This window comes from Streptomyces nigra (genome assembly GCF_003074055.1).
GTDB lineage: Bacteria > Actinomycetota > Actinomycetes > Streptomycetales > Streptomycetaceae > Streptomyces > Streptomyces nigra.
Window position 1 is genome coordinate 4086293 of record NZ_CP029043.1, and the last position, 22075, is coordinate 4108367.

A 22075-nucleotide genomic window follows, 5' to 3' on the forward strand; every position below is an offset into this window, starting at 1 on the left:
GGAGACCTCAAGCATGACCCAACGTCGTGCATTCGGCGAGGGCCGTCCGGCCCATGCCACTGAAAGGAGGCGCGGTCGTCCCCGCCTGCGCCTGCTGGATCTCTTCTCGTGCGCTGGCGGCGCCGCCATGGGCTACCACCGGGCCGGGTTCGCCGTGGACGGCTGCGACATCGTCGCCCGCCCGAACTACCCCTTCGCCTACCACCGCGGCGACGCGCTCACGTACCTCGCCGCCCTGATCGCGACCGGCGAGATCGAGCGGTACGCGTTCGTGCACGCCTCGCCGCCGTGCCAGCACGGGTGCGCGTTGACCGTGGGCACCAACACCTCCCGAGGGTGGGGCCGCACCCACGTCGACCTGGTCGCGCCCGTGCGGGACCTGCTCGACGCGACGGGGCTGCCGTACGTGATCGAGCAGCCCAACGGTCGCGCGAAAATCCGCAAAGACCTGGCTCTGTGCGGCGAGATGTTCGGTCTGGGTGTGATCCGTCACCGCAACTTCGAGTTGGGCGGATGGGGCACCGAGCAGCGAGCGCACGTCCCCCACCGGGGTCGAGTGCGCGGATACCGGCACGGCCGTTTCTACGACGGCCCGTACGTGGCCGCGTACGGCAACGGCGGGGGCAAGCCGTCGGTTCCTGAGCTTCAGGCGGCGATGGACATCACGTGGACGGACGTCCGCGAGGAACTGACGGAGGCCATCCCACCCGCCTACACGGAGTGGATCGGGCGTGCGTTCCTCGCCTCGGGCACGCTGGAGGTGGCGGCATGAACCGCCACCTCCTCTACGCCGCGCTCGACGCAGCGGAGCGCGGCTGGGCCGTCCTCCCGCTCCGCCCCGGCGACAAGCGCCCCGCCCTGCACGGTGAGGACGTCTGCCCCGGCATCGGGGACTGCGCCGGCGGACACCGCAAGTGGGAGGAGCGCGCGACCATCGACCCGGACCGCATCCGTCGGGCGTGGGGAGAGCTGCCGTTCAACGTCGGCATTGCGACCGGCCCGTCCCGGCTGGTCGTGGTCGACCTCGACATGCCCAAGCGGAAGAGCAGCACGGACACGCCTAGCGGCGTGACGACCTTTGCGGCGCTCTGCGAGCGCGCCGGACAGGCCGTGCCTACGACCCGCACGGTGCGGACCGCGAGCGGTGGGGCCCACCTGTACTTCACCGCTCCGGCCGACTTGCGACTTGGCAACACCGCCGGCCGGCTCGGCAAGCGCATCGACACCCGGGCGTGGGGCGGTTACGTGGTCGCCCCCGGCAGCATCACCCGTGCGGGCACCTACGCGCTCCTCAACGACATTCCGCCTGCCCCTCTGCCTGAATGGCTCAGCGCCCATCTGACGGGTCGTCACGCCGCGCGGGCACTAACGGCTGCACCGTCGGCTGTTCGAGCGTCCAAGTACGCCGCAGCGGGCCTGAACGCCGAAACGGCGTCCGTACGGCAGGCGCCGGAGGGCGAGCGCAACGCCACGTTGCTCCGGGCGGCGCGAGCCCTGGGGCGGTTCGTCGCGTGGGGCGACCTCCCCAGGGAGCAGGTTGAGGAGGCTCTTCAGTTGGCGGGGGAGCAGGCCGGTCTGTCCCCGCGGTCCTGCATGGCCACCATCCGCAGCGGGCTGAACTGGTCGATTGCCCGCAACCAGCAGCGGAGGGCAGCGTGAGTACCCGCAACCGCCCCTCACTGAGGTTGGTCCACTCCGCAGAACGGCCGGCGGACGACGGCACGGCCTGCCCCTCTCGCCCCCTACTGAAGAGCCTTCCCGGAGCCCCGACCGGTCCGGGCGCCGCCGGACACGCCACGACCACTCCGGCCGTGGGCGAGCCGAAAGGCGCCGCCCGGCAGGGCGTCCCTTCTGCTCTTCGTTCTGACCCGCACCCGGTCACCGCGACCGGCATCGTGCCGGGTCTCCAGATCCGCACGACCGGCGTACCGGTGGCCGACTGGCTGTGCTCCTGCGGGCACCACGAACGAGCCCGTGGCCGCGCCGCCGTCACCGAACTCACCAAACGCGTATGCGTCGGCGTCTGCCCTCACCGCACCGCCCCTGTAAAGGAAGGGAGGACCCTCGCATGACTTCCACCACGAACGGCGCGGTCCTGCTCGACGAGGTGGAAGCGTTCCACCGCCGCTTCAACATCTTCCCCCTCGACGCCGCGTACGTCGCTGTGACGCTGTGGGACGCGCACGCGCACCTGCTCGACTGCTTCGACTCCACCCCGCGGCTCGCGTTCCTGTCGCCGGAGCCGGGCTCCGGAAAGTCCCGTGCCCTGGAAATCGTGGAAACCCTCGTGCCGCAACCGATGGTCGCGGTCAACGCCTCCGCCTCCGCGCTCTTCCGCGCGGTGTCGGGAATGGAGGGAAGGCCCACGATCCTGTTCGACGAGATCGACACCGTCTTCGGTCCCAAGGCCGGAGAGAACGAACAGCTCCGAGGCTTCCTGAACGCCGGACACCGTCGCTCCGGCGTCATGTGGCGCTGCGTGGGCGACGGCTCCAATCAGCAGGTACAGGAGTTCCCGTCGTTCTGCGCCGTCGCGGTCGCCGGGCTCGGCTCGCTGCCGGACACGATCCTCACGCGCTCGGTCATCGTCCGCATGCGGCGCCGCGCCCCGAACGAGCAGGTGGAGCCGTTCCGGCAGCGCATCCACGAGAAGGAGGGGCACGCGCTGCGCGAGCGGCTTTCCACCTGGGCCCAGTCCGTCCGCGACCAGGTCGACGGGGTGTTCCCGGAGCTCCCGGAGGGCATCACCGACCGGCCCGCGGACGTGTGGGAACCCCTGCTCGCCATCGCGGACGCCGCTGGCGGCACATGGCCGGCGCGGGCTCGCGCCGCCTGCATCGAGCTGGTGAACGCAGCCAAGACCAGCGACAAGGGCAGCATCGGAATCCGTCTGCTCACGGACCTCCGCGACTACGTGTTCAACGGCATCGACCGTCTGCCCACCGTCGCCATCCTCGACAGGCTGCACGGCCTCGAAGAGGCGCCGTGGGCAGACATGAGCGGCAAGCCGCTCGACGCGCGCGGGCTGTCGAGGATGCTGCGGGAGTACATGACCGCGGACAACACCCCGATTGCGGCCCGCAACATCAAGACCGGCGGGAGCGTCATGAAGGGCTACTACGCGACCGATCTGCACGACGCGTGGCAGCGCTACTGCCCGCCCCCCGCGGAAAGTCCGCTACTTCCGCTACCGGCGCTACCGGGCAGGTCAGAGCCCTAGAAGCGGTAGCGGATCGGTACTCCGCATCCGCTACCGCGTCGCCCCACCCGCTACCCGCCCCGGCCACGGTTCCGGGGCCGGTAGCGGCTCCATCCGCTACCGCTGTCTCCATCCGCTACCTGGATCATGCCTTTGACCAGGACGGTAGCGGAGGTAGCGGAAGTAGCGGACCTGACAGGAAGGGGGCCACAGCCCCCGGAACCCTGCCGAGGAGGCACCGCAGCATGAGCACCGTTGCCGCACCAGCCGAACAGCTCCTCTACCGACCCGAGGAAGCGGCCAAAGCTCTCCGCATCGGACGCTCGATGGTCTACGAGGAGATACGCCTCGGACGACTTCAGACCGTCCGCATCGGCCGTCGCCGACTTGTGCCGCCGGAGTACATCGCGCAGTACGTCGAACTCCTCAAGCGCGAGGCGGAAGTCAACGCCTGAGTACCTCAACACCCCGTTCTCCAGGGCCGCGTCCTTCAGGGCGCGGCCCTGCATTCTTGGAGGCACAACGCAGCATGAGCGAAACCCCGAAGCGCGCCACCAGGGCCGGTCATGGCGAAGACACCATCTATTGGGACGCAGCCAAGAAGCGGTACGTCGGGGCCGTTTCCTTGGGCTACGCCCCGAACGGCAAGCGCCGCCGCCCGAAGGTCTACGGCAAGACGAAGACCGAAGTACGGCAGAAGATCCGGGACTTGAAGAAGGAGGTACAGACCGGCGTCAAGTCACCGGTGAACTACACCGTGGCCGACGCCGTGAACGACTGGTTGGAGCGTGGCTTGAAGGGACGCGACGAGCAGACCCTCAGCAAGAACCGCAGCATGGCGAACAAGCACCTGATTCCCCTGCTCGGCAAGGCCAAGCTGAAGGATCTCAGCGCGGACGACGTTGACGACTGGTTGGACGACAGGGCCGAAGTACTAGCCACGCGAAGCTTGCGCGACCTGCTCGCCATCCTGCGCCGCTCCATCGCGCACGCCCAGCGCCGGGACAAGGCGGCACGGAACGTCGCGCTGCTCGTCACCGCCCCGGAGGGGCGCCCCGGCCGGCCGAGCAAGGCACTGAACCTGGAGCAGGCCAAAGCCGTGCTCGCCGCCGCGCGAGGCTCGCGGCTGTACGCGTACCTGGTCCTGTCACTTCTCAGCGGTGTCCGTACGGAGGAGGCGCGCCCCCTTACCTGGGACCATGTCTTTCTTGAGACGAACGACGGCATCCCGCCGCACGTCGCGGTGTGGCGCTCGGTGCGCAAGCACGGCGAAACGAAGACCAAGAAGAGCCGACGGACCATCGCTCTGCCGAAGCAGGTGGTCGATGTCCTCGAAGAGCACCTGCGATGGCAGCAGCAGGAGAGGGCATCGAGGGGGATGGAGTGGAGCCGGACGGGCCGTGTCTTCACCACCAGGACCGGTGAGCCGCTCGACGCGGCCAACGTCCGGCGCGACTTCAAAGCCATCGTGCGAAAGGCCGGCCTGAAGCCGGAGTGGACGCCGCGGGAGCTCCGACACAGCTTCGTGTCGCTGCTCTCTGACCATGGCATCCCGCTGGAGACGATCGCTCTTCTGGTTGGTCACAGCAGCCAGGCGACGACCGAGGCGGTCTACCGGAAGCAGCTCCGGCCTGTGATCACGAAGGGTGCCGAAGCAATGGATGACATCTTCGCCGATGATCAGGAAGGGGAGGCGGCGGAGGAGCAGGAAAAGAGCGACGTGGTGGCCTGATCAACTTTGTTTGGCCCCCTGTTTGGCCCCCCGGGCACGACAGAGGCCAGGTAGTAAATGCACTACCTGGCCTCTGACCAGCGTCGGGGTGGCGGGATTTGAACCCACGACCTCTTCGTCCCGAACGAAGCGCGCTGCCAAGCTGCGCTACACCCCGATGTCGCTGCTTGTCGCGGCGACGTCGTTTACTTTAGCCCACCGGTGGCTGGAGACGAAATCCGGTTTGTGAGCGGTGGTGGACGCGGCCGCGCAGCGGGTTCGGGCGGATGTGGTCCAGGGTCACCAGGAGGAGCGCCAGGGCGTACATGCCGAGGCCCAGGAGCAGCGCGTTGCCCAGGACGCTCTTGAGGCCGTGGTCGGCGACGTCGAGGAAGGGGTACAGGTAGCGGGCCGGCTCGGCGGGGACCAGGAACTCGCCTCGGGTCAGGACGAAGCCCAGGTAGGCCACCGGGTAGAGCAGCCAGGGCGCCGCCTGGCGCAGGTGCAGGTCGCGTGAGGGTGTCAGGAGGAGCCAGTCCAGCAGGGCCGCCAGCGGTGTCACCGTGTGCAGGATCTGGGTCGTGACCGCGTGCCAGCCCGTCGGGTCGGCCGCGGAGCCCGTGAGGACGCCGGGGAGGGCGAAGGGGCTCGAGTCGTTCGCCAGGAGCAGGTGGTAGGTCAGGCCTGTGATCAGGGCGTAGAGCAGGGTCGCCCCGGTCAGGGACGAGGGGAGCGGGCGGCGGGCCGTCCACGCCAGGCGGGCCGACGCGGCGAACACCAGGGCCAGGAGGATGTTGCTCTGGATGGCGAAGTGGCTCAGGGTGCGCAGGGGGCTGCCCAGGGTCAGTTCGATTGCTACGGCTGCTGTAGCCGTTAGGGCGGTCAGGAGGCGGAAGGCGGCCGTCGGGCGGCGGCGGGCCGGGGTGGCCACCGCCGTGGCGGGGACGTGGGACGGCATCAGTATGGGCACGCCCGGTATCGCGGGCAGATCCGGGATGTCCCTGGGTATCGGGGGTATCGGGGCGCTCATGCACCTCACGCTAGGGAGCATGGGTGAAATGGGCGATATGGGTGGGCCGGGTGGGTTACCCCGCCCGGTCCTGCCGCAGCACCTGAGGCCCCGCCCTACAGCCCTACTCCCGACCCACCAGCGTCAGCAGCGTCGCCTCCGGAGGGCACGCGAAGCGGAACGGGGTGTAGCGGTTCGCGCCACAGCCCGCCGAGACATGGAGGTAGGACGTGTGGCCGTCCGCCGTGTGGGTGGACAGGCCCTTCACGCGGTCCGTGTCCAGGTCGCAGTTGGTGACCAGGGCGCCGTAGAAGGGGATGCACAGCTGGCCGCCGTGGGTGTGGCCGGCCAGGATCAGCGGGTAGCCGTCGGCCGTGTAGGAGTCCAGTACGCGCAGGTAGGGCGCGTGCACCACGCCCATCGCGAAGTCCGCCGCGCCGGACGGGCCGCCCGCCACCTGCTCGTAGCGGTCCCGTTTGATGTGCGGGTCGTCGAGCCCGGTCAGCTCCACGGACACGCCCTCGACCTTGAGGGTCCCGCGCGTGTTCGTCAGGTTCAGCCAGCCCGCCGCGTCGAAGCCCTCGCGCAGGTCCTCCCACGGGTTGTGGATCGCGTCGACCGCGGGCGGGTTGCCGTTCAGGCCGTGGCGGCCCTGCGCCTTCTCCAGCAGGTAGCGGGCCGGGTTGCGCAGCTTGGGGCCGTAGTAGTCGTTGGAGCCGAACACATACGCGCCCGGGAACTCCATCAGCGGACCCAGCGCGTCCAGGACTTCCGGCACACCCTCCGGGTCGGACAGGTTGTCGCCCGTGTTGATCACGAAGTCGGGGCGCAGCCCGGCCAGGGAGCGCAGCCAGCGCTGCTTCTTGCGCTGGCCGCCGACCATGTGGATGTCGGAGACCTGGAGCACGCGCAGCGGGCGCATGCCGGCCGGGAGGACGGGGACCGTCACCCGTCGCAGTCGGAAGGAACGGGCCTCGAAGCCGGCCGAGTAGAGCAGACCGGCGGCGCCGACCGCCGTGATGCCAAGGGGTACTCCGTATCGCGCGCGCATACGACCATCGTGTCAGACCGGGGAAGTGCCCCGCGCCCGGCGGTCCCTGAGCGGCCGCCTCCGCCTCCGGTACGGCCTCCTGGCGCAGGTCCCTTTAAATAAGCGGGCGTTCCGGTCCCCGCACCTGCGACAATCGGACACATGACCACGCTCAAGTCGAAGCTGCAGGAAGACCTCAACGCCGCGATCAAGGAGCGCGACGAGCTCCGCTCCTCGACGCTCCGGCTGACGCTCGCCGCGATCACCAAGGAGGAGGTCGCGGGCAAGACGAAGCGCGAGCTCTCCGACGACGAGGTGCAGAAGGTGATCACCCGCGAGGCGAAGAAGCGCCGGGAGGCCGCCGAGGCGTTCGCGCAGGGCGGGCGTGCCGAGCAGGCCGAGCGGGAGAAGGCGGAGGGCGAGGTCCTCGCCGCCTACCTGCCCAAGCAGCTCAGCGACGACGAGCTGAACCAGATCGTGGCGCAGGCCGTCGAGGAGGCCAAGGCCGCCGGCGCCGAGGGCCCGCGGGCCATGGGCGCGGTCATGAAGATCGTGAACCCGAAGGTGGCCGGTCAGGCCGAGGGCGGCCGGGTCGCCGCCGCGGTGAAGAAGCTTCTCGCCGGCTGAGGGGCGCAGAGGCGCCGGCCAGAGGCCGATACGACGAGGGGCCCGGCATATGTGCCGGGCCCCTCGTCATCGCCTGATCAACGGGCGTCAGCCAGGCCCACCCGCGCCGTTCCCGTTCGACTGGCCCCGCCAGAAGCCCTCCGGGATGGAGAAGGACGGGTCGGGCTCGGGGCCGCCCGTGCCACCGTTGGCGGCGCCGCCGCCGTTGGCCCCGCCGACCAGACCGCCGATGAAGCCGTCGCCGTTGCCGTTGTCGTCGCCGCGCCCCTGGTCGTCGTCATCGTCGTCGCCGCGGCCCTTGTCCCGGTCCTCGTCCTCGTCCGGGATGTGCACGGTGTGGAACTGCTCGGCCGGCTTGCCCTCCAGCGCGCCCGCCATGGCGTCCCGCCAGATCGGGCCCGGGACCCGGCCGCCGTAGACGAGGTCGTGGTACTGGCCGCCGATGTAGATGTTCCGCATCTTGACCTTCTGGGTGGCGCTGCCGACCCAGACCGCGCCCGACAGGTTCGGGGTGTAGCCCACGAACCAGGCGTTGCGCCGCTCGTCCGTCGTACCGGTCTTGCCGGCGCTGTCCCGGGACGTGAGGCCGGCCTCCTTGCCGGTGCCGGAGTCGACCACGCCCTGCAGCAGGCTGTTGACGGTGTCGGCGGTCTTCTCGGACATCGCCCGCGAGCACGTCGACTTCGGCACCTCCAGCGACTTCTGCTGGTCGCCGACCCGCTGCGTGATCGCCTCGATGGCGACCGGCGTGCAGTACATGCCGCGCGAGGCGAAGGCGGCGTACGCGCTCGCCATGGTCAGCGGGGAGAGACCGACGGAGCCGAGGGCGATGGCGGGCCGCTCGGGGAGCTTGTCGCCGTTGCCCTGGCGGACCTGGAGGTGGTCGGTCATGTTCACGACCGGGCACAGGCCGATGTCGGCGATCATCTGCACGAAGTACGTGTTGACCGACAGCTCCATCGCCTTGCGCAGGCGGTACGGGCCGTGCTCCGACTCGCTCTCGTTCTCCAGCTTCTCGCCGCGCAGATTGGTCCACGGCTTGCTGTCGCACGTCTGGACCGGGCTCGGGTACTGCATCTGGTACGGCGACGAGTACTCCTGCGTCGGCGGCCGGCCCTCCTCCAGCGCGGCCGCGGCCACGAACGGCTTGAACGTCGAACCGGTCGGGAAGCCGAAGTTGGAGCCGCCGTACGCCGCGTCCACCGAGTAGTTCAGCTCGGTCTGGTTCTTGCCGGAGCCGTACGGCTTCGACTGGCCCATGGCGAGGACCTTGCCGGTGCCGGGCTCGACGAGGGTGGCCGCCGCGGCGACCTTGTCCGACTTGTAGACGTGCTGCTTGAGCGAGGCCTGGACCGACTTCTGGGCCTTCGGGTCCATGCTCGTCTTGATCGTCAGACCGCCGCGGTTCCAGATCTTGGCGCGGGCCTCGCGGTTCTTCCCGAAGACCGGATCGTTGAGGAAGACGTGCTTGACGTACTCGCAGAAGAAACTGGCGCCCTTGACGGCGGTGATGCAGCCGTTCTCCGGCCGGTGGACCTTCAGGCCCAGCGGGGCCTTCTTCGCCGCGTCGGCCTCCTGCTGCGAGACGTCACCGAGGTCGGCCATGCGCTGCAGGACGACATTGCGCCGCTTCGTCGCCTCGGCCTCGTCGTTGATCGGGTCGTACCGGCTCGGCGACTGCACGATGCCGGCGAGCAGCGCGGCCTCCTGCAGCTTCAGGTCCTTGGCGGACTTGGAGAAGTAGCGCTGGGCGGCGGCCTCGACGCCGTACGCCTGCTGGCCGAAGAACGTGATGTTCAGGTAGTTCTCGAGGATCTTCTTCTTGCCGAGCTCCTCCTCGACCTGGATCGCGAACTTCAGCTCCTTGATCTTGCGGCCGAGGGTCTGCTGGGTGGCCTGCGCGACCTTGGTCGGGTCGTCGCCGGCCTCCTCCACGAAGACGTTCTTCACGTACTGCTGGGTGAGCGTCGAGGCGCCCTCGGAGACGCCGCCGCTCTGCGCGTTCTTGTTGAGCGCGCGCAGGATGCCCTTCAGGTCGACCGCGCCGTGCTGGTAGAAGCGGGCGTCCTCGATCGCGACGATCGCCTTCTGCATGTACGGCGAGATGTCCTTGAGGTCCAGCACCGTACGGTCGCGCGAGTAGACGGAGGCGATCATGCCGCCCTCGGCGTCCAGGATCGTGGTGCGCTGGCTCAGCGGCGGGGTCTTCAGATTGGCGGGGAGCTCGTCGAAGCTCTCGACCGACCCCTTGGCCGCGAGCCCCAGCGCGCCGACGGCGGGCAGCGCGATGCCCGCCAGCACGGCTCCTGCGAGCACACTGACACCGAGGAACTTCGCGGCCTGCTGCGTTGCCGACAGACCACCGCCCGAGCGCTTCTTTGGCATGGGGGAAGCCTAAACCGTAGAGATGAGCGAACCGAGAGCCGACCGTGCCAGGTCATGGCATGGCGGGGTGACGCGGGCCACGGTGCCTTCCCATTCGCCGGACAGGCGCACAGGCCTTGGCCTAAGCTGCTCTCAACTGTCACAGCAGTGCGGCCACGTATCAATACGTCCGGCGACCCCGAATCGTTCCGGAGGTTCCCCACTTTTTCTGGTGGGCGCGTGTCCGAATCCGCCTCGTGTGTCATACGGCGCCCGTTGTGACGCAAGCCAACTGTCCCGCTTTGCCGGGAAGGTCGCGCATGTCGCCAGCTCACTCCCCCGGGTGATCTGCCGCTTACCCATAGTCCGTTCGGACCATTCAAGATTGGGCCCGCTGGGGGTGTTGCGCTGTGCCCACCTTCCGTAACGTCCTCAACTGGCGGCGGTGAATATGCCGCTGCCGCCGTGGGGGAGCCTCGATTCGGGAGAGGACGGCGCCGGTATGGGCTGGGTAGTCGACTGGAGTGCGCAGGCGGCCTGCCGCACTACCGATCCGGATGAACTGTTCGTTCAGGGAGCAGCGCAGAACAGGGCCAAGGCGGTGTGCACCGGCTGCCCGGTGCGCACGGAGTGCCTGGCGGACGCGCTCGACAACCGCGTCGAGTTCGGCGTGTGGGGAGGCATGACGGAGCGAGAGCGCCGCGCACTGCTGCGTCGGCGGCCCACCGTCACGTCGTGGCGCCGGCTGCTGGAGACGGCGCGCACGGAGTACGAACGGGGAGCGGGGCTGCTGCCCCTCGACGACGACGAGGTGTACGAGGACTACGCGGCCGTCGGCTGACGGATCGGGGCCCTGAACGCGGCCTCAAGGGTGGGTCAGGCCTCGGGCGCCGTGGTGGGTGGCTCGGGGTCCGGCAGCTCCGGCCGGTTGGCCGCGAGCCGGTTCCCGATGTCCCGCAGCCCGGCCAGGTCGTGGACGTCGCCGGGCAGCGCGGCCACCTCGGCCACCGCGACCTCGGGGTGCAGCGCGGCGAAACGGTCGCGCGTACGCTGCTCGCGGGAGAGCAGTTGCATACGGTCGGCGTGCAGTCTCAGCAGGCCGGCCGTGAGTTGGTCGACGGACCGCTCCACATGCGGAGCGCCGGTCTCGGGCTCGTCAGGGGCCGCGATGCGCTCCATGTCCGTGGCGGCGGGGGAGCCTGCGTCGGGAGCTGGTGCCTCGGGAGCGGCCGGGTCTGAACTGTCGTACGTGTCGGGGGAGTTACGAAGACCAGCTTTCCCGTGCTCCTGATCCACAATGCGGGGCTCTTCAAGATTTTCCGCGGCGGCGAGCGCCCGCTCGGCCGACAGACGGTCGGCGCCGCTGCCGTGGACCCGGTTGAGCACCAGTCCGGCGAGCGGCATGTCCTCCGCGGCCAGCCGCTCCACGAAGTACGCCGCCTCCCGCAGCGCGTCCCGCTCCGGCGCCGCCACCACCAGGAACGCCGTACCGGGCGCCTGGAGCAGCTTGTACGTGGCGTCCGCGCGCGTACGGAAGCCACCGAACATCGAGTCCATCGCCGCCACGAACGTCTGGACGTCCTTCAGCAGTTGTCCGCCGAGAAGCTTGCCGAGGGCGCCGGTCATCATCGACATACCGACGTTCAGGAACTTCATGCCGGCGCGCCCGCCGACCTTCGCCGGGGCCAGCAGGACCCGGATCAGCTTGCCGTCCAGGAACGAGCCGAGCCGCTTGGGCGCGTCCAGGAAGTCCAGCGCGGAGCGGGACGGCGGGGTGTCCACGACGATGAGGTCCCACTCGTCCCTGGACCGCAGCTGGCCCAGCTTCTCCATCGCCATGTACTCCTGCGTGCCCGCGAAGCCCGCCGAGAGCGACTGGTAGAAGGGGTTGCCCAGGATGGCGGCCGCGCGCTCCGGGTCCGCGTGCGCCTCGACGATCTCGTCGAAGGTGCGCTTCATGTCGAGCATCATGGCGTGCAGCTCGCCGCCCGCCCGTCGCCCGCCACCACCCTCAACCGAATCGCTACGCGATGCCGCTGAGTGATCCTCCACGCCCTTCACGCGGCGCGGGGTGTTGTCCAGCGAGTCGATGCCCATGGACTGGGCGAGGCGGCGCGCCGGGTCGATGGTCAGGACGACGACCTTCCGGCCGCGCTCGGCCGCCCGCAGCCCCAGTGCCGCCGCCGTGGTGGTCTTGCCTACGCCGCCGGAGCCGCAGCACACGATGATCCGGGTCGACGGGTCGTCGAGCAGGGGGTCCAGGTCGAGGATGCGGGAGGGGGAGAGGTGGGGGCGGCGGGGGGCGTCCTGGGCCTGTGGGTGCGCCTGTGCGGGTGTTCGGCTTTGCGTTCTTGCCTCGCTTTTCGCCGCCAGGTTCTTCTCCGCGGGCTTCGGACCAGTCATGACATCCCCTCATCCCCTGCTTCCAGGGCCCACGCCCCTGACCTGCGGCGGGTCACCACGACAGGTCCTGTTCCCGCAGCTCGCGCGCCAGGGCGTACAGGCCCGCCAGATCCATGCCCTCGGCCAGCAGGGGCAGTTCGTGCACCGGCAGGCCCAGGTCGGTCAGGACCCCGCGCTGCTCGTGCTCCAGCGCGTGCCGCTCGGCGTACTCCGCGGCCTGGCCCAGCAGCGGGTCGACCAACCGCTCGGCCCGCCCGCCCCGGCGCGCCCCGCCCAGCCCCGCCGCGGACAGCGACTTGGCCAAGGCGGCGCGCGGGACGCTGCGGACGAGTTCCAGATCGGTCGCGTCCAACACCTCGGGGCGCACCATGTTCACGATGATCCGGCCCACCGGCAGCCGCGCCGCCCGCAGTTCGGCGATGCCGTCCGCGGTCTCCTGGACGGGCATCTCCTCCAGCAGCGTCACCAGGTGCACGGCTGTCTCCGGGGATTTCAGGACCCGCATCACCGCCTGCGCCTGATTGTGTATCGGCCCTATCCGGGCCAGCCCCGCCACCTCGTCGTTGACGTTCAGGAAGCGGGTGATGCGGCCGGTGGGCGGCGCGTCCATGATCACGTAGTCGTAGACGAAGCGGCCTGCCTTGTCCTTGCGGCGCACGGCCTCGCAGGCCTTGCCGGTCAGCAGGACGTCCCTGAGCCCCGGGGCGATGGTGGTGGCGAAGTCGATGGCGCCGAGCTTCTTCAGGGCCCGGCCGGCGCCGCCCATCTTGTAGAACATCTGGAGGTAGTCCAGAAGGGCCAGTTCGGGGTCGATGGCCAGGGCGAACACCTCCCCGCCCCCGGGCGCGACGGCGATCTTCCGTTCCTCGTAGGGCAGCGCCTCCGTCTCGAAGAGCTGGGCGATGCCCTGCCTGCCCTCGACCTCGACGAGAAGCGCCCGCTTCCCCTCCGTCGCGAGGGCGAGCGCGAGTGCGGCGGCGACCGTGGTCTTTCCGGTCCCGCCCTTACCGCTGACGACCTGGAGCCTGCTCACGTCTTCGAGCCTAACCAGTCGTTGCGCCGACTACGCGACAGCCTGTGGACAACGTGACGCGGTCGGCCGTCCGGGTCGGCCGGGGCAGCGGATAAAGTCGGCCGCATGACCAAGTGGGAATACGCAACCGTGCCTCTGCTCGTCCACGCCACGAAGCAGATTCTGGACACCTGGGGCGAGGACGGCTGGGAGCTCGTCCAGGTCGTGCCCGGGCCGAACAACCCGGAGCAGCTCGTCGCCTACCTGAAGCGGGAGAAGCAGGCATGAGCGCGGTCGAGGAGAAGCTCGCCGAGCTGGGCCTGACGCTGCCGGAGGTCGTTCCTCCGCTGGCCGCCTACCAGCCTGCCGTGCAGTCCGGCGTGTACGTGTACACCGCCGGGCAGCTGCCGATGGTGGACGGCAAGCTTCCGGTGACCGGCAAGGTGGGTGCCGAGGTCACCGCCGAGGAGGCCAAGGACCTCGCGCGTGTCTGCGCCCTGAACGCGCTCGCCGCCGTGAAGTCGGTCGCGGGTGACCTCGACCGCATCGCGCGTGTCGTGAAGGTCGTGGGCTTCGTCGCCTCCGCCTCGGACTTCACCGGGCAGCCGGGTGTCATCAACGGCGCGAGCGAGCTGTTCGCCGAGGTGCTGGGTGAGAAGGGCGTCCACGCGCGCAGTGCGGTGGGGGTCGCTGTGCTTCCGCTGGACGCGCCTGTGGAGGTCGAGGTGCAGGTGGAGCTGAGCGGGGCTTAGGTCGTGTCCGTAAAGTCGCGTCGTCCGCCCGTAGGGCGTGCCGAGCGGCGTCCGGTGCGTGCTCTGGGGGTACCCCCTGCTCGAAGAGCTTGGGGGAGTGCCGGGCGTCGAACGGCAGGCGGGACTTTGCGGACACGGCCGAGTCCTGCGGGGCGCTGGGGTTTGTGGGGACGAGCCTCCGTGGTTCGGGCAGGTTTGTCCCTACGGGCCGGTTTTCAGAGGGACGGGCGCTCGATGATGCCGTGTTCCTCCAGGTAGTCCAGCTGCGCGCGGACCGACAGTTCCGCCGCCGGCCACAGTGAGCGGTCCACGTCCGCGTACACGTGCGCCACGACGTCGGACGGTGAGCGGTAGCCGTTCTCCACGGCCGTCTCGACCTGGGCCAGACGGTGGGCGCGGTGGGCCAGGTAGAACTCGACCGCTCCCTGCGCGTCCTCCAGCACCGGGCCGTGGCCCGGGAGCACGGTGCGGACTCCGTCGTCGACCGTGAGGGACCTCAGGCGCCTCAGGGAGTCCAGGTAGTCGCCCAGGCGGCCGTCGGGGTGGGCCACGACGGTCGTCCCCCGGCCGAGGATCGTGTCGCCGGTCAGGACCGCCTGGTCGGCGGGCAGGTGGAAGCACAGCGAGTCGGCGGTGTGGCCCGGCGTCGGGACCACTCGCAGTTCCAGGCCGCCCACGGTGACCACGTCCCCGGCGGCCAGGCCCTCGTCGCCCAGGCGCAGCGCCGGATCGAGGGCACGCACGTGCGTGCCGGTCAGTTCCGCGAACCTCAGGGCGCCCTCGGCGTGGTCCGGGTGGCCGTGCGTGAGCAGGGTCAGGGCGATGCGCTTGCCCGCGCGTTCTGCTGTCGCCATCACGTTGCGCAGGTGGGCCTCGTCCTGGGGGCCCGGGTCGATCACTACGGCGAGGTCGGAGTCCGGTTCGGCGACGATCCAGGTGTTCGTGCCGTCCAAGGTCATCGGTGACGCGTTGGGGGCCAGGACGTTGACGGCGCGGGCGGTGGCCGGGCCGGAGACGACCGTGTCCCGTGGCTGGCCGGGGAGGGTTGCGGCGTCCGTCATGCGGTGCGGCCTTCCGGGGCGGGTGTGGGGGCTGGCGGCTGTGCGGGGGCGGGTGCCGGGGCGGTCATGCGGGGGCTTCGCCGGCGGTCGGGATGTGCTTCGTGAACTCGTCGTGGCCGGGCCAGGCGAGGACGATCTCGTCGTTTACGAGGGTCGCCTGTGCGAGGACGGGGGTGAGGTCGCGGTCCTGGGCGGCGGCGAGGGCCTCTGTGGCTGTGGCGTACGGGGTCAGCTGGCGGAGGGTCGCGATCGTGGGCGGCATCATCAGGAGCTCGCCCTTGTCGTACGCCGCCGCGGCTTCGGAGGGGTGGATCCAGACGGTGCGGTCTGCCTCCGTGGAGGCGTTGCGGGTGCGTTGGCCCTCGGGGAGTGAGGCGACGAAGAACCACGTGTCGTAGCGGCGGGGCTCGAACTCGGGGGTGATCCAGCGGGTCCAGGCGCCGAGGAGGTCGGAGCGGAGGACGAGGCCGCGGCGGTCCAGGAACTCGGCGAACGACAGGTCGCGGGCGACCAGGGCTGCGCGGTCGGCCTCCCAGTCGTCGCCCGTGGTGTCGCCTACGACGGTGTCCTCGGTGGGGCCGGCGAGCAGGACGCCCGCCTCCTCGTAGGTCTCGCGGACCGCCGCGCAGACGATCGCCTGGGCCGTGGCCTCCTCGACGCCGAGGCGGGACGACCACCACGCGCGCGTGGGGCCCGCCCAGCGGATCTCGTGCTCGTCGCGGGGGTCCACGCCGCCGCCGGGGTAGGCGTAGGCGCCGCCGGCGAAGGCCATCGAGGTGCGGCGGCGGAGCATGTGGACCAGGGGGCCGGGTGTGGTGGCTGCGTCGTGGTCCTTGAGCAGCATCACCGTCGCCGCGCGCCGCGGGGCCACCGGGGTGAGGCTTCCTTCCGCCAGCGCGCGGATGCGGTCCGGCCACTCCGGTGGGTACCACTGCCCGTTTGCCATGGGCGCGAGGCTATCTCTTGGCGCGCGGATGTTCGAGGGGGCCTGGGGGGTGAGGTGCGGGTTTGTGCCTGCGGCGGCCCGTGCGGGCCGTGGGGGTGCGCCTGGCGCCCGCGGTGTCCTTCGGGGGCGGGGACGTGCCGGGGGGTGTCCGTCCTCGGTCCGGCGGCTCGGTGCGCTTGCCAGTGGGCGTACGTCGATGTCGGCCGCTCGGTCGGACACCCCCCGGGCCGGCCCCTCACCGCCCGCCGTACGCGGGTGCGGCGCACGCAGCGGGGTCCCGCCCTCGGTGGAAGGCGGGACCCCGGTGTGCGGCTGTTCAGCGCGAGCGCTTGGCCAGGCGTTCTACGTCGAGGAGGATCACCGCGCGGGCCTCCAGGCGGAGCCAGCCGCGCTGGGCGAAGTCGGCCAGGGCCTTGTTGACCGTCTCGCGCGAGGCGCCGACCAGCTGGGCCAGCTCTTCTTGCGTGAGGTCGTGGACGACGTGGATGCCCTCCTCGGACTGCACGCCGAAGCGGCGGCTGAGGTCGAGCAGGGCGCGGGCCACGCGGCCGGGGACGTCCGAGAAGACGAGGTCGGACATCGCGTCGTTGGTGCGCCGGAGGCGGCGGGCGACGGCGCGCAGGAGCGCGGTGGCCACCTCGGGGCGGGCGTTCAGCCAGGGCTGGAGGTCGCCGTGGCCGAGGCCCAGCAGCTTGACCTCGGTCAGCGCGGTGGCCGTGGCAGTGCGCGGGCCCGGGTCGAACAGGGAGAGCTCGCCGATGAGCTCTCCGGGGCCGACGACGGCGAGCATGTTCTCGCGGCCGTCGGGGGACGTGCGGTGAAGCTTGACCTTGCCCTCGGTGACGACGTAGAGCCGGTCGCCCGGGTCGCCCTCATGGAAGAGGGAGTCGCCCCGTGCGAGCGTCACCTCACTCATGGAGGCGCGCAGTTCCGCGGACTGCTCGTCGTCGAGAGCCGCGAAGAGCGGATTGCGCCGCAGAACGTCGTCCACGAGTTCTCTCCTTGTCGACCTGCTCAGGGGGTCGATTCCCCCGCGTGCCAGGGGACCGTGTTCCCCATTTTGCCGGACGGTCCAAACAGTGTGATCTGTCACAAGGATGCCGCACACATGTCCTGGGGTAAGCGGCAGGGGGCCAATTGGGGGCCGATCTTCGCGGTCCAGGGCGGATGTCGGTGCCGGGCTTTAGGCTGGCCGAGTGTCCAAATCGCCGGTGAGAGCACAGGCCAAGGGGGCTGGGCGGGTGGTTGATCGTCGTGATTCCGCTGTGGGCGAACAGGGTCCCGGTGGGGGCAAGAGGGCGGCGCGGGCGGCTGAAAAGGCGCCGGGCGAGGCCGCCGCGTCGAAGCTTGCCGTGGGGCAGTCGCGGACCGCCCTGGTGCGGCGGGCTCGGCGGATCAATCGGGAGCTTGCCGAGGTGTATCCGTACGCCCATCCCGAGCTGGACTTCGAGAATCCGTTCCAGCTGCTGGTCGCGACTGTTCTGAGTGCTCAGACCACTGATCTGCGGGTGAACCAGACGACGCCTGCTCTGTTCGCGAAGTATCCGGGGCCTGAGGATCTGGCCGCCGCCAATCCGGAGGAGGTCGAGGAGATCCTGCGGCCCTGCGGGTTCTTCCGGGCCAAGACCCGGTCGGTGATGGGGCTGTCCAAGGCGCTCGTGGAGGACTACGGCGGGGAGGTCCCCGGGCGGTTGGAGGAGCTGGTCAAGCTACCGGGTGTGGGGCGGAAGACGGCTTTTGTGGTGTTGGGTAATGCCTTCGGGCGGCCTGGGATCACTGTCGACACTCATTTTCAGCGGCTGGTCCGGCGGTGGCAGTGGACCGAGCAGACCGACCCGGACAAGATCGAGGCGGAGGTCGGGGCGCTGTTCCCGAAGAGGGAGTGGACCGATCTTTCGCACCATGTGATCTGGCACGGGCGGCGTATTTGTCATGCGCGGAAGCCTGCTTGTGGTGCATGTCCCATCGCCCCGTTGTGTCCTGCCTACGGTGAAGGTGAGACGGATCCCGAGAAGGCGCGGAAGCTGCTGAAGTACGAGAAGGGTGGCTTCCCCGGGCAGCGTCTGAAGCCGCCGCAGTCCTATCTGGACGCGGGGGGCAAGCCGGCCCCGCCGTTGGGGGCCGCGTGAGTCGTTGCACGGCGGAACGATCTGGAGGGCGTCCCGCGTTGAAGCTGGCAGGACGACGGGGGTGGCGATGGCGCGGGTGAGCGGTACGCAGGGCGGCCCGGTGGTGCTCAGCAAGGACGGGCTGCCCGACTGGCTGGAGCCGGTGGCGCGGGTCGTCGACACCGTCGAGCCGTTGCAGCTGAGCCGCTTCCTGCCGCCCGAGGACGGGGCCGGGCGGCAGTCGGCCGTCCTCATTCTTTTCGGGGAGGGCGAGCGCGGGCCTGAGCTGTTGCTCATGGAGCGGGCCAGCTCGTTGAGGTCGCATGCCGGGCAGCCGTCGTTTCCTGGTGGTGCCCTTGATCCCGAGGACGGCGATCCGGCGGTCGACGGGCCGTTGCGGGCCGCCCTGCGGGAGGCCGAGGAGGAGACCGGGCTCGACCCGGCGGGCGTGCAGCTCTTCGGAGTGCTGCCCCGGCTGTACATCCCGGTCAGTGGGTTCGTCGTCACCCCGGTGCTGGGCTGGTGGCGTCGGCCGAGTCCGGTCGGCGTCGTCGATCCGAACGAGACCGCCCGGGTCTTCACCGTCCCCGTGGCGGATCTCACGAATCCGGACAACCGTGCCACCACTGTCCACCCCAGCGGTCATCGAGGTCCGGCATTTCTGGTCGAATCGGCACTCGTCTGGGGCTTCACGGCCGGTGTCATCGACCGGCTGCTCCATTTCTCCGGCTGGGAGCGGCCCTGGGACCGGGGGAAGCAGGTCCCGCTCGACTGGCGGTCATGACAGGGTGTCTGCGGTGCTGTGCCGTCCCGGGGGGCCTCGTGTCCGAAATGCCGCCGGGTCCATGGCTGACCTGGTGAGCGAAGAGTGATGAGGCGAGGCAAGAACCGGTGAACGTGCTGGACATCCTGTTGCTGGTCGCCGCTGTCTGGTTCGCGATCGTGGGTTATCGCCAGGGCTTCGTCGTCGGCATCCTGTCGGTGATCGGCTTCCTCGGGGGCGGTCTTGTGGCCGTGTACCTGCTTCCGGTCATCTGGGACGCCCTTACTGACAACGCCGAGGTGAGTACCACTGCGGCCGTTGTCGCTGTTGTGGTGGTGATCGTCTGTGCTTCCATCGGGCAGGCTCTGACCACTCATCTGGGCAACAAACTGCGGCGCTACATCACCTGGTCCCCGGCCCGTGCGCTGGACGCCACCGGCGGTGCCCTGGTCAACGTGGTGGCGATGCTTCTGGTGGCCTGGCTGATCGGGTCGGCTCTGGCCGGGACGACGCTGCCTACCGTCGGCAAGGAGGTCCGCAGCTCCAAGGTGCTCCTCGGGGTCTCACGGGCGCTCCCTGCCGAGGCCGACACCTGGTTCGCGGACTTCTCCTCCGTCCTCGCGCAGAACGGCTTCCCGCAGGTCTTCAGCCCGTTCTCCAACGAGCCGATCACCGAGGTGCAGCCGCCCGACCCGGCGCTCGCGAAGAGCCCCGTGGCGACCCGCGCCCAGCGCTCCATCGTCAAGGTCATGGGTACGGCGACCAGTTGCGGCAAGGTGCTGGAGGGCACCGGCTTCGTCTTCGCCGAGCGCCGCGTCATGACCAACGCCCATGTCGTCGGCGGCGTCGACGAACCCACCGTCCAGATAGGCGGCGAGGGCAAGCGGTACGACGCGACGGTCGTCCTCTACGACTGGAAGCGCGACATCGCCGTCCTGGACGTGCCCAAGCTCGACGCGCCCGCCCTGCAGTTCACGGCCGACGACGCCGAGAGCGGCGACGGCGCGATCATCGCGGGCTTCCCGGAGAACGGCGCGTACGACGTGCGGGCGGCGCGCGTCCGTGGGCGGCTGCCGGCGAACGGACCGGACATCTACCACCGCGGCACCGTGAGCCGTGACGTCTACTCCCTGTACACGACCGTGCGTCAGGGCAACTCCGGCGGCCCGCTGCTCACGCCCGAAGGCAAGGTGTACGGCGTGGTGTTCGCCAAGTCCCTCGACGACGCCGACACCGGCTACGCGCTGACCGCGGACGAGATCCGGGAGGACATCGCCAAGGGGCGTGCCGCCGACCAGCAGGTGGACAGCGACAGCTGCGCGTTGTGACGCCCGGGGCCTCGCGCGTCGGTCAGCCGCGTGGGTGGCGCAGGCGTACCGAGACCCAGCGGGCCCGGCGGCGGAGGATGCGCGGAATCCCCACCCGGGGATCCGCGACCGGCATCTGCGGGGCGCTGCCTCGCTGGTGGGAGCTCAGCCCGCCGGCCGAGCGCCGATTGCGTGCCGCGTCACTGTAGTCGTGCGTCCAGCCCATACCCCGACGTCTGCCCCCGCCCCAAGGTCGATAACCGCGCCGGGAGACCCCAATTGGCCTATGCGGGAGGCAATTGGCTGTTCGAAGAACAGGTGTTCAGTTCCGGATAGCGGGCGGGCCGGCCCGGTCACCGGTCGGGCTCGGGATCCTTCAGCCAGTTGATGAGTTCGGTGGAGAAGGCGACCGGGTCCTCCTCGTGCGGGAAGTGCCCGAGACCGTCGAACAGGCGCCAGCGGTACGGGGCTTCGACGTACTCGCCCGAACCGGCCGCGCTGCGCGTGCGCATCACCGGGTCGAGGGAGCCGTGCAGATGGAGCGTGGGCACCCGGACGGGGCGCTTCATCCGGCGGTTGAACTGGATGCCGTCGGGCCGGGCCAGCGAGCGCACCATCCAGCGGTACGGCTCGATCGAGCAGTGCGCCGTCGACGGGATGCAGATCGCCTGGCGGTACGTCTCCACCGCCTCGTCGTCCGGCAGGCGCGGGCCCGACCAGTCGCGCATCAGCCGGCCGACCAGTGCGCCGTCGTCGGCGGTCAGCTGCCGCTCGGGGATCCACGGCCGCTGGAAGCCCCAGATGTAGGAGCTCGCGCTGGTCTGCTTCACGTCCGAGAGCATCGCCGAACGCCAGCGCCGGGGGTGCGGCATGGACGCGACCGCGAGCCGGCGCACCAGCTTGGGACGCATAACGGCCGCCGTCCAGGCCAGATATCCGCCCAGGTCGTGGCCGACCAGGGCGGCGTCGGGCTCGCCGAGCGAGCGGACCACGCCGGTGATGTCGAGGGCGAGGTTGGCCGGGTCGTAGCCGCGCGGCGTACGGTCGCTGCCGCCCACGCCCCGCAGGTCCATCGCGACGGCGCGGAAGCCCGCGTCGGCGAGCGCGACGAGCTGGTGCCGCCACGCCCACCAGAACTGCGGGAAGCCGTGCAGCAGCATGACCAGGGGGCCGTCGCCCATCTCGGCGATGTGGAAACGCGCGCCGTTCGCCGCGACGTCCCGGTGGGTCCAGGGGCCGTCGAGCCGTACGACCGAACCGGTGGGTGCCGAAGGGGCGGGATCCGTCATGACGACGAGCGTGCCACAGCCTCGATGGCGGCGGGTGCCCGGTCCTCCAGCTCGGCCACGGGAACCGGACGGGGGTGCGGCTTGGCGTTCTGCAGGACGCCCGCCGTCTCCTTCATCGACGACGCGACCTTCTGCGGGCTCTTGCTCTTCTTGGCCTTCTTCGCGAAGACGACGCCGATCAGCGCGAGGACGACCGCGACGAGGACGTTGGCGGCGAAGGACAGCAGGAAGCAGATCGCCAGGTTCCAGTCGCTCCAGGTCCTGATGCCGTACGCCAGCGCGAAGTTCAGCATCGGCAGCGAGAACACCAGCACCGCGCCGGCGAGCGAGAACGCCCCGCCGCTCGTCGCGCCGCGCTTCACGTCCTGCTTGAGCTGCGCCTTGGCCAGCGCGATCTCGTCATGCACCAGCGCCGACAATTCGGTCGTCGCCGAGGCGAACAGCTGGCCGATGCTGCGTTCGGCGCCGACCGGGCTGCCGTCGGGTGCGCTCAT

Annotated in this window: 23 protein-coding genes and 1 tRNA gene; 12 read left to right on the forward strand and 12 right to left on the reverse strand. The window is 70.2% G+C overall.

The annotated features are described in order from the left end of the window. Positions 1-13: 13 nt before the first annotated feature. The 5 genes from DC008_RS18965 to DC008_RS18990 all read left to right on the forward strand — a co-directional run bounded on the left by DC008_RS18965 (position 14) and on the right by DC008_RS18990 (position 4931). Complete coding sequence (locus DC008_RS18965) at positions 14-772, forward strand: DNA methylase (RefSeq protein WP_425276544.1); 759 nt, start codon at positions 14-16, stop codon at positions 770-772. Then, entirely contained in the window at positions 769-1659 is an 891-nt protein-coding gene (locus DC008_RS18970; protein WP_108708000.1) for a bifunctional DNA primase/polymerase, read from the forward strand. Before DC008_RS18965 ends, DC008_RS18970 begins: the two co-directional genes overlap by 4 nt. A 409-nt stretch (positions 1660-2068) precedes the next feature. After that, the gene (locus tag DC008_RS18980; protein ID WP_108708002.1) at positions 2069-3220 is read left to right on the forward strand and encodes a DUF3631 domain-containing protein; all 1152 of its coding nucleotides are present in this window, start codon (positions 2069-2071) and stop codon (positions 3218-3220) included. A 224-nt stretch (positions 3221-3444) separates the two neighbouring features. After that, positions 3445-3654, forward strand: coding sequence for a helix-turn-helix domain-containing protein (locus tag DC008_RS18985; RefSeq protein ID WP_108708003.1), 210 nt, complete (start codon positions 3445-3447; stop codon positions 3652-3654). A 74-nt stretch (positions 3655-3728) separates the two neighbouring features. After that, positions 3729-4931 carry a tyrosine-type recombinase/integrase gene (locus DC008_RS18990; RefSeq protein WP_108708004.1) on the forward strand — a complete coding sequence of 401 codons (1203 nt, stop codon included), beginning with the start codon at positions 3729-3731 and terminating at the stop codon, positions 4929-4931. An 83-nt stretch (positions 4932-5014) separates the two neighbouring features. Here DC008_RS18990 and DC008_RS18995 read toward each other — a convergent pair. The 3 genes from DC008_RS18995 to DC008_RS19005 form a co-directional block, all read right to left on the reverse strand. Continuing rightward, positions 5015-5088: transfer RNA gene (locus DC008_RS18995), tRNA-Pro, on the reverse strand. Positions 5089-5121: 33 nt separating this feature from the next. After that, positions 5122-5940: a Pr6Pr family membrane protein gene (locus DC008_RS19000; RefSeq protein ID WP_108708005.1), complete on the reverse strand. Its 819-nt coding sequence runs from the start codon at positions 5938-5940 to the stop codon at positions 5122-5124. A gap of 103 nt (positions 5941-6043) precedes the next feature. Then, positions 6044-6970, reverse strand: coding sequence for a metallophosphoesterase (locus tag DC008_RS19005; RefSeq protein WP_108708006.1), 927 nt, complete (start codon positions 6968-6970; stop codon positions 6044-6046). Positions 6971-7111: 141 nt separating this feature from the next. On the opposite strand from DC008_RS19005, the gene DC008_RS19010 reads away from it, so the two are divergent. After that, positions 7112-7576 (forward strand): GatB/YqeY domain-containing protein, encoded by a 465-nt coding sequence (locus DC008_RS19010; RefSeq protein ID WP_055625084.1) that lies wholly within the window; start codon positions 7112-7114, stop codon positions 7574-7576. Between the two features lie 87 nt (positions 7577-7663). On the opposite strand, the gene DC008_RS19015 is transcribed toward DC008_RS19010, so the two are convergent. Then, positions 7664-9961, reverse strand: a complete 2298-nt coding sequence (locus DC008_RS19015) for a transglycosylase domain-containing protein (RefSeq protein ID WP_108708007.1) — start codon at positions 9959-9961, stop codon at positions 7664-7666. A gap of 481 nt (positions 9962-10442) precedes the next feature. Between DC008_RS19015 and wblA the strand changes: the two genes are divergently transcribed. Then, positions 10443-10781, forward strand: a complete 339-nt coding sequence (wblA, locus tag DC008_RS35615; protein WP_055625082.1) for a transcriptional regulator WblA — start codon at positions 10443-10445, stop codon at positions 10779-10781. Between the two features lie 35 nt (positions 10782-10816). Here wblA and bagB read toward each other — a convergent pair whose 3' ends face one another. After that, a complete protein-coding gene (gene bagB, locus DC008_RS19030) occupies positions 10817-12343 on the reverse strand; it encodes an ATPase BagB (protein ID WP_244221377.1) in 1527 nt (508 codons plus the stop codon). Positions 12344-12395: 52 nt separating this feature from the next. Beyond that, positions 12396-13376 carry an ATPase BagA gene (gene bagA, locus DC008_RS19035; RefSeq protein WP_108708008.1) on the reverse strand — a complete coding sequence of 327 codons (981 nt, stop codon included), beginning with the start codon at positions 13374-13376 and terminating at the stop codon, positions 12396-12398. Between the two features lie 105 nt (positions 13377-13481). Between bagA and sp36 the strand changes: the two genes are divergently transcribed. Further along, positions 13482-13643 (forward strand): Sp36 family protein, encoded by a 162-nt coding sequence (sp36, locus tag DC008_RS19040; protein WP_003975360.1) that lies wholly within the window; start codon positions 13482-13484, stop codon positions 13641-13643. Continuing rightward, positions 13640-14107: a RidA family protein gene (locus tag DC008_RS19045; protein ID WP_108708009.1), complete on the forward strand. Its 468-nt coding sequence runs from the start codon at positions 13640-13642 to the stop codon at positions 14105-14107. Before sp36 ends, DC008_RS19045 begins: the two co-directional genes overlap by 4 nt. A 215-nt stretch (positions 14108-14322) precedes the next feature. Here the strand turns inward: DC008_RS19045 and DC008_RS19050 are convergent, their stop codons facing one another. From DC008_RS19050 to DC008_RS19060, 3 genes are all read right to left on the reverse strand, one after another. Beyond that, on the reverse strand, positions 14323-15168 hold the full coding sequence (locus DC008_RS19050; RefSeq protein WP_108708010.1) for an MBL fold metallo-hydrolase: 846 nt from the start codon (positions 15166-15168) through the stop codon (positions 14323-14325). A 64-nt stretch (positions 15169-15232) separates the two neighbouring features. Further along, on the reverse strand, positions 15233-16114 hold the full coding sequence (locus tag DC008_RS19055) for an NUDIX hydrolase (RefSeq protein ID WP_108708011.1): 882 nt from the start codon (positions 16112-16114) through the stop codon (positions 15233-15235). Positions 16115-16430: 316 nt separating this feature from the next. Continuing rightward, positions 16431-17105 (reverse strand): Crp/Fnr family transcriptional regulator, encoded by a 675-nt coding sequence (locus tag DC008_RS19060; RefSeq protein ID WP_015658871.1) that lies wholly within the window; start codon positions 17103-17105, stop codon positions 16431-16433. Positions 17106-17355: 250 nt separating this feature from the next. Between DC008_RS19060 and nth the strand changes: the two genes are divergently transcribed. From nth to DC008_RS19075, 3 genes are all read left to right on the forward strand, one after another. Continuing rightward, positions 17356-18243: an endonuclease III gene (gene nth / locus DC008_RS19065; protein WP_374207417.1), complete on the forward strand. Its 888-nt coding sequence runs from the start codon at positions 17356-17358 to the stop codon at positions 18241-18243. Between the two features lie 67 nt (positions 18244-18310). Then, entirely contained in the window at positions 18311-19006 is a 696-nt protein-coding gene (locus DC008_RS19070) for an NUDIX hydrolase (RefSeq protein WP_108710771.1), read from the forward strand. Between the two features lie 107 nt (positions 19007-19113). Continuing rightward, positions 19114-20313, forward strand: coding sequence for a MarP family serine protease (locus DC008_RS19075; RefSeq protein WP_108708013.1), 1200 nt, complete (start codon positions 19114-19116; stop codon positions 20311-20313). Positions 20314-20335: 22 nt separating this feature from the next. Here the strand turns inward: DC008_RS19075 and DC008_RS36000 are convergent, their stop codons facing one another. From DC008_RS36000 to DC008_RS19090, 3 genes are all read right to left on the reverse strand, one after another. After that, a complete protein-coding gene (locus DC008_RS36000; RefSeq protein WP_079033903.1) occupies positions 20336-20518 on the reverse strand; it encodes a hypothetical protein in 183 nt (60 codons plus the stop codon). Between the two features lie 127 nt (positions 20519-20645). Continuing rightward, entirely contained in the window at positions 20646-21581 is a 936-nt protein-coding gene (locus tag DC008_RS19085) for an alpha/beta fold hydrolase (protein WP_055625074.1), read from the reverse strand. Continuing rightward, positions 21578-22075: a phage holin family protein gene (locus DC008_RS19090; protein ID WP_108708014.1), complete on the reverse strand. Its 498-nt coding sequence runs from the start codon at positions 22073-22075 to the stop codon at positions 21578-21580. Before DC008_RS19090 ends, DC008_RS19085 begins: the two co-directional genes overlap by 4 nt.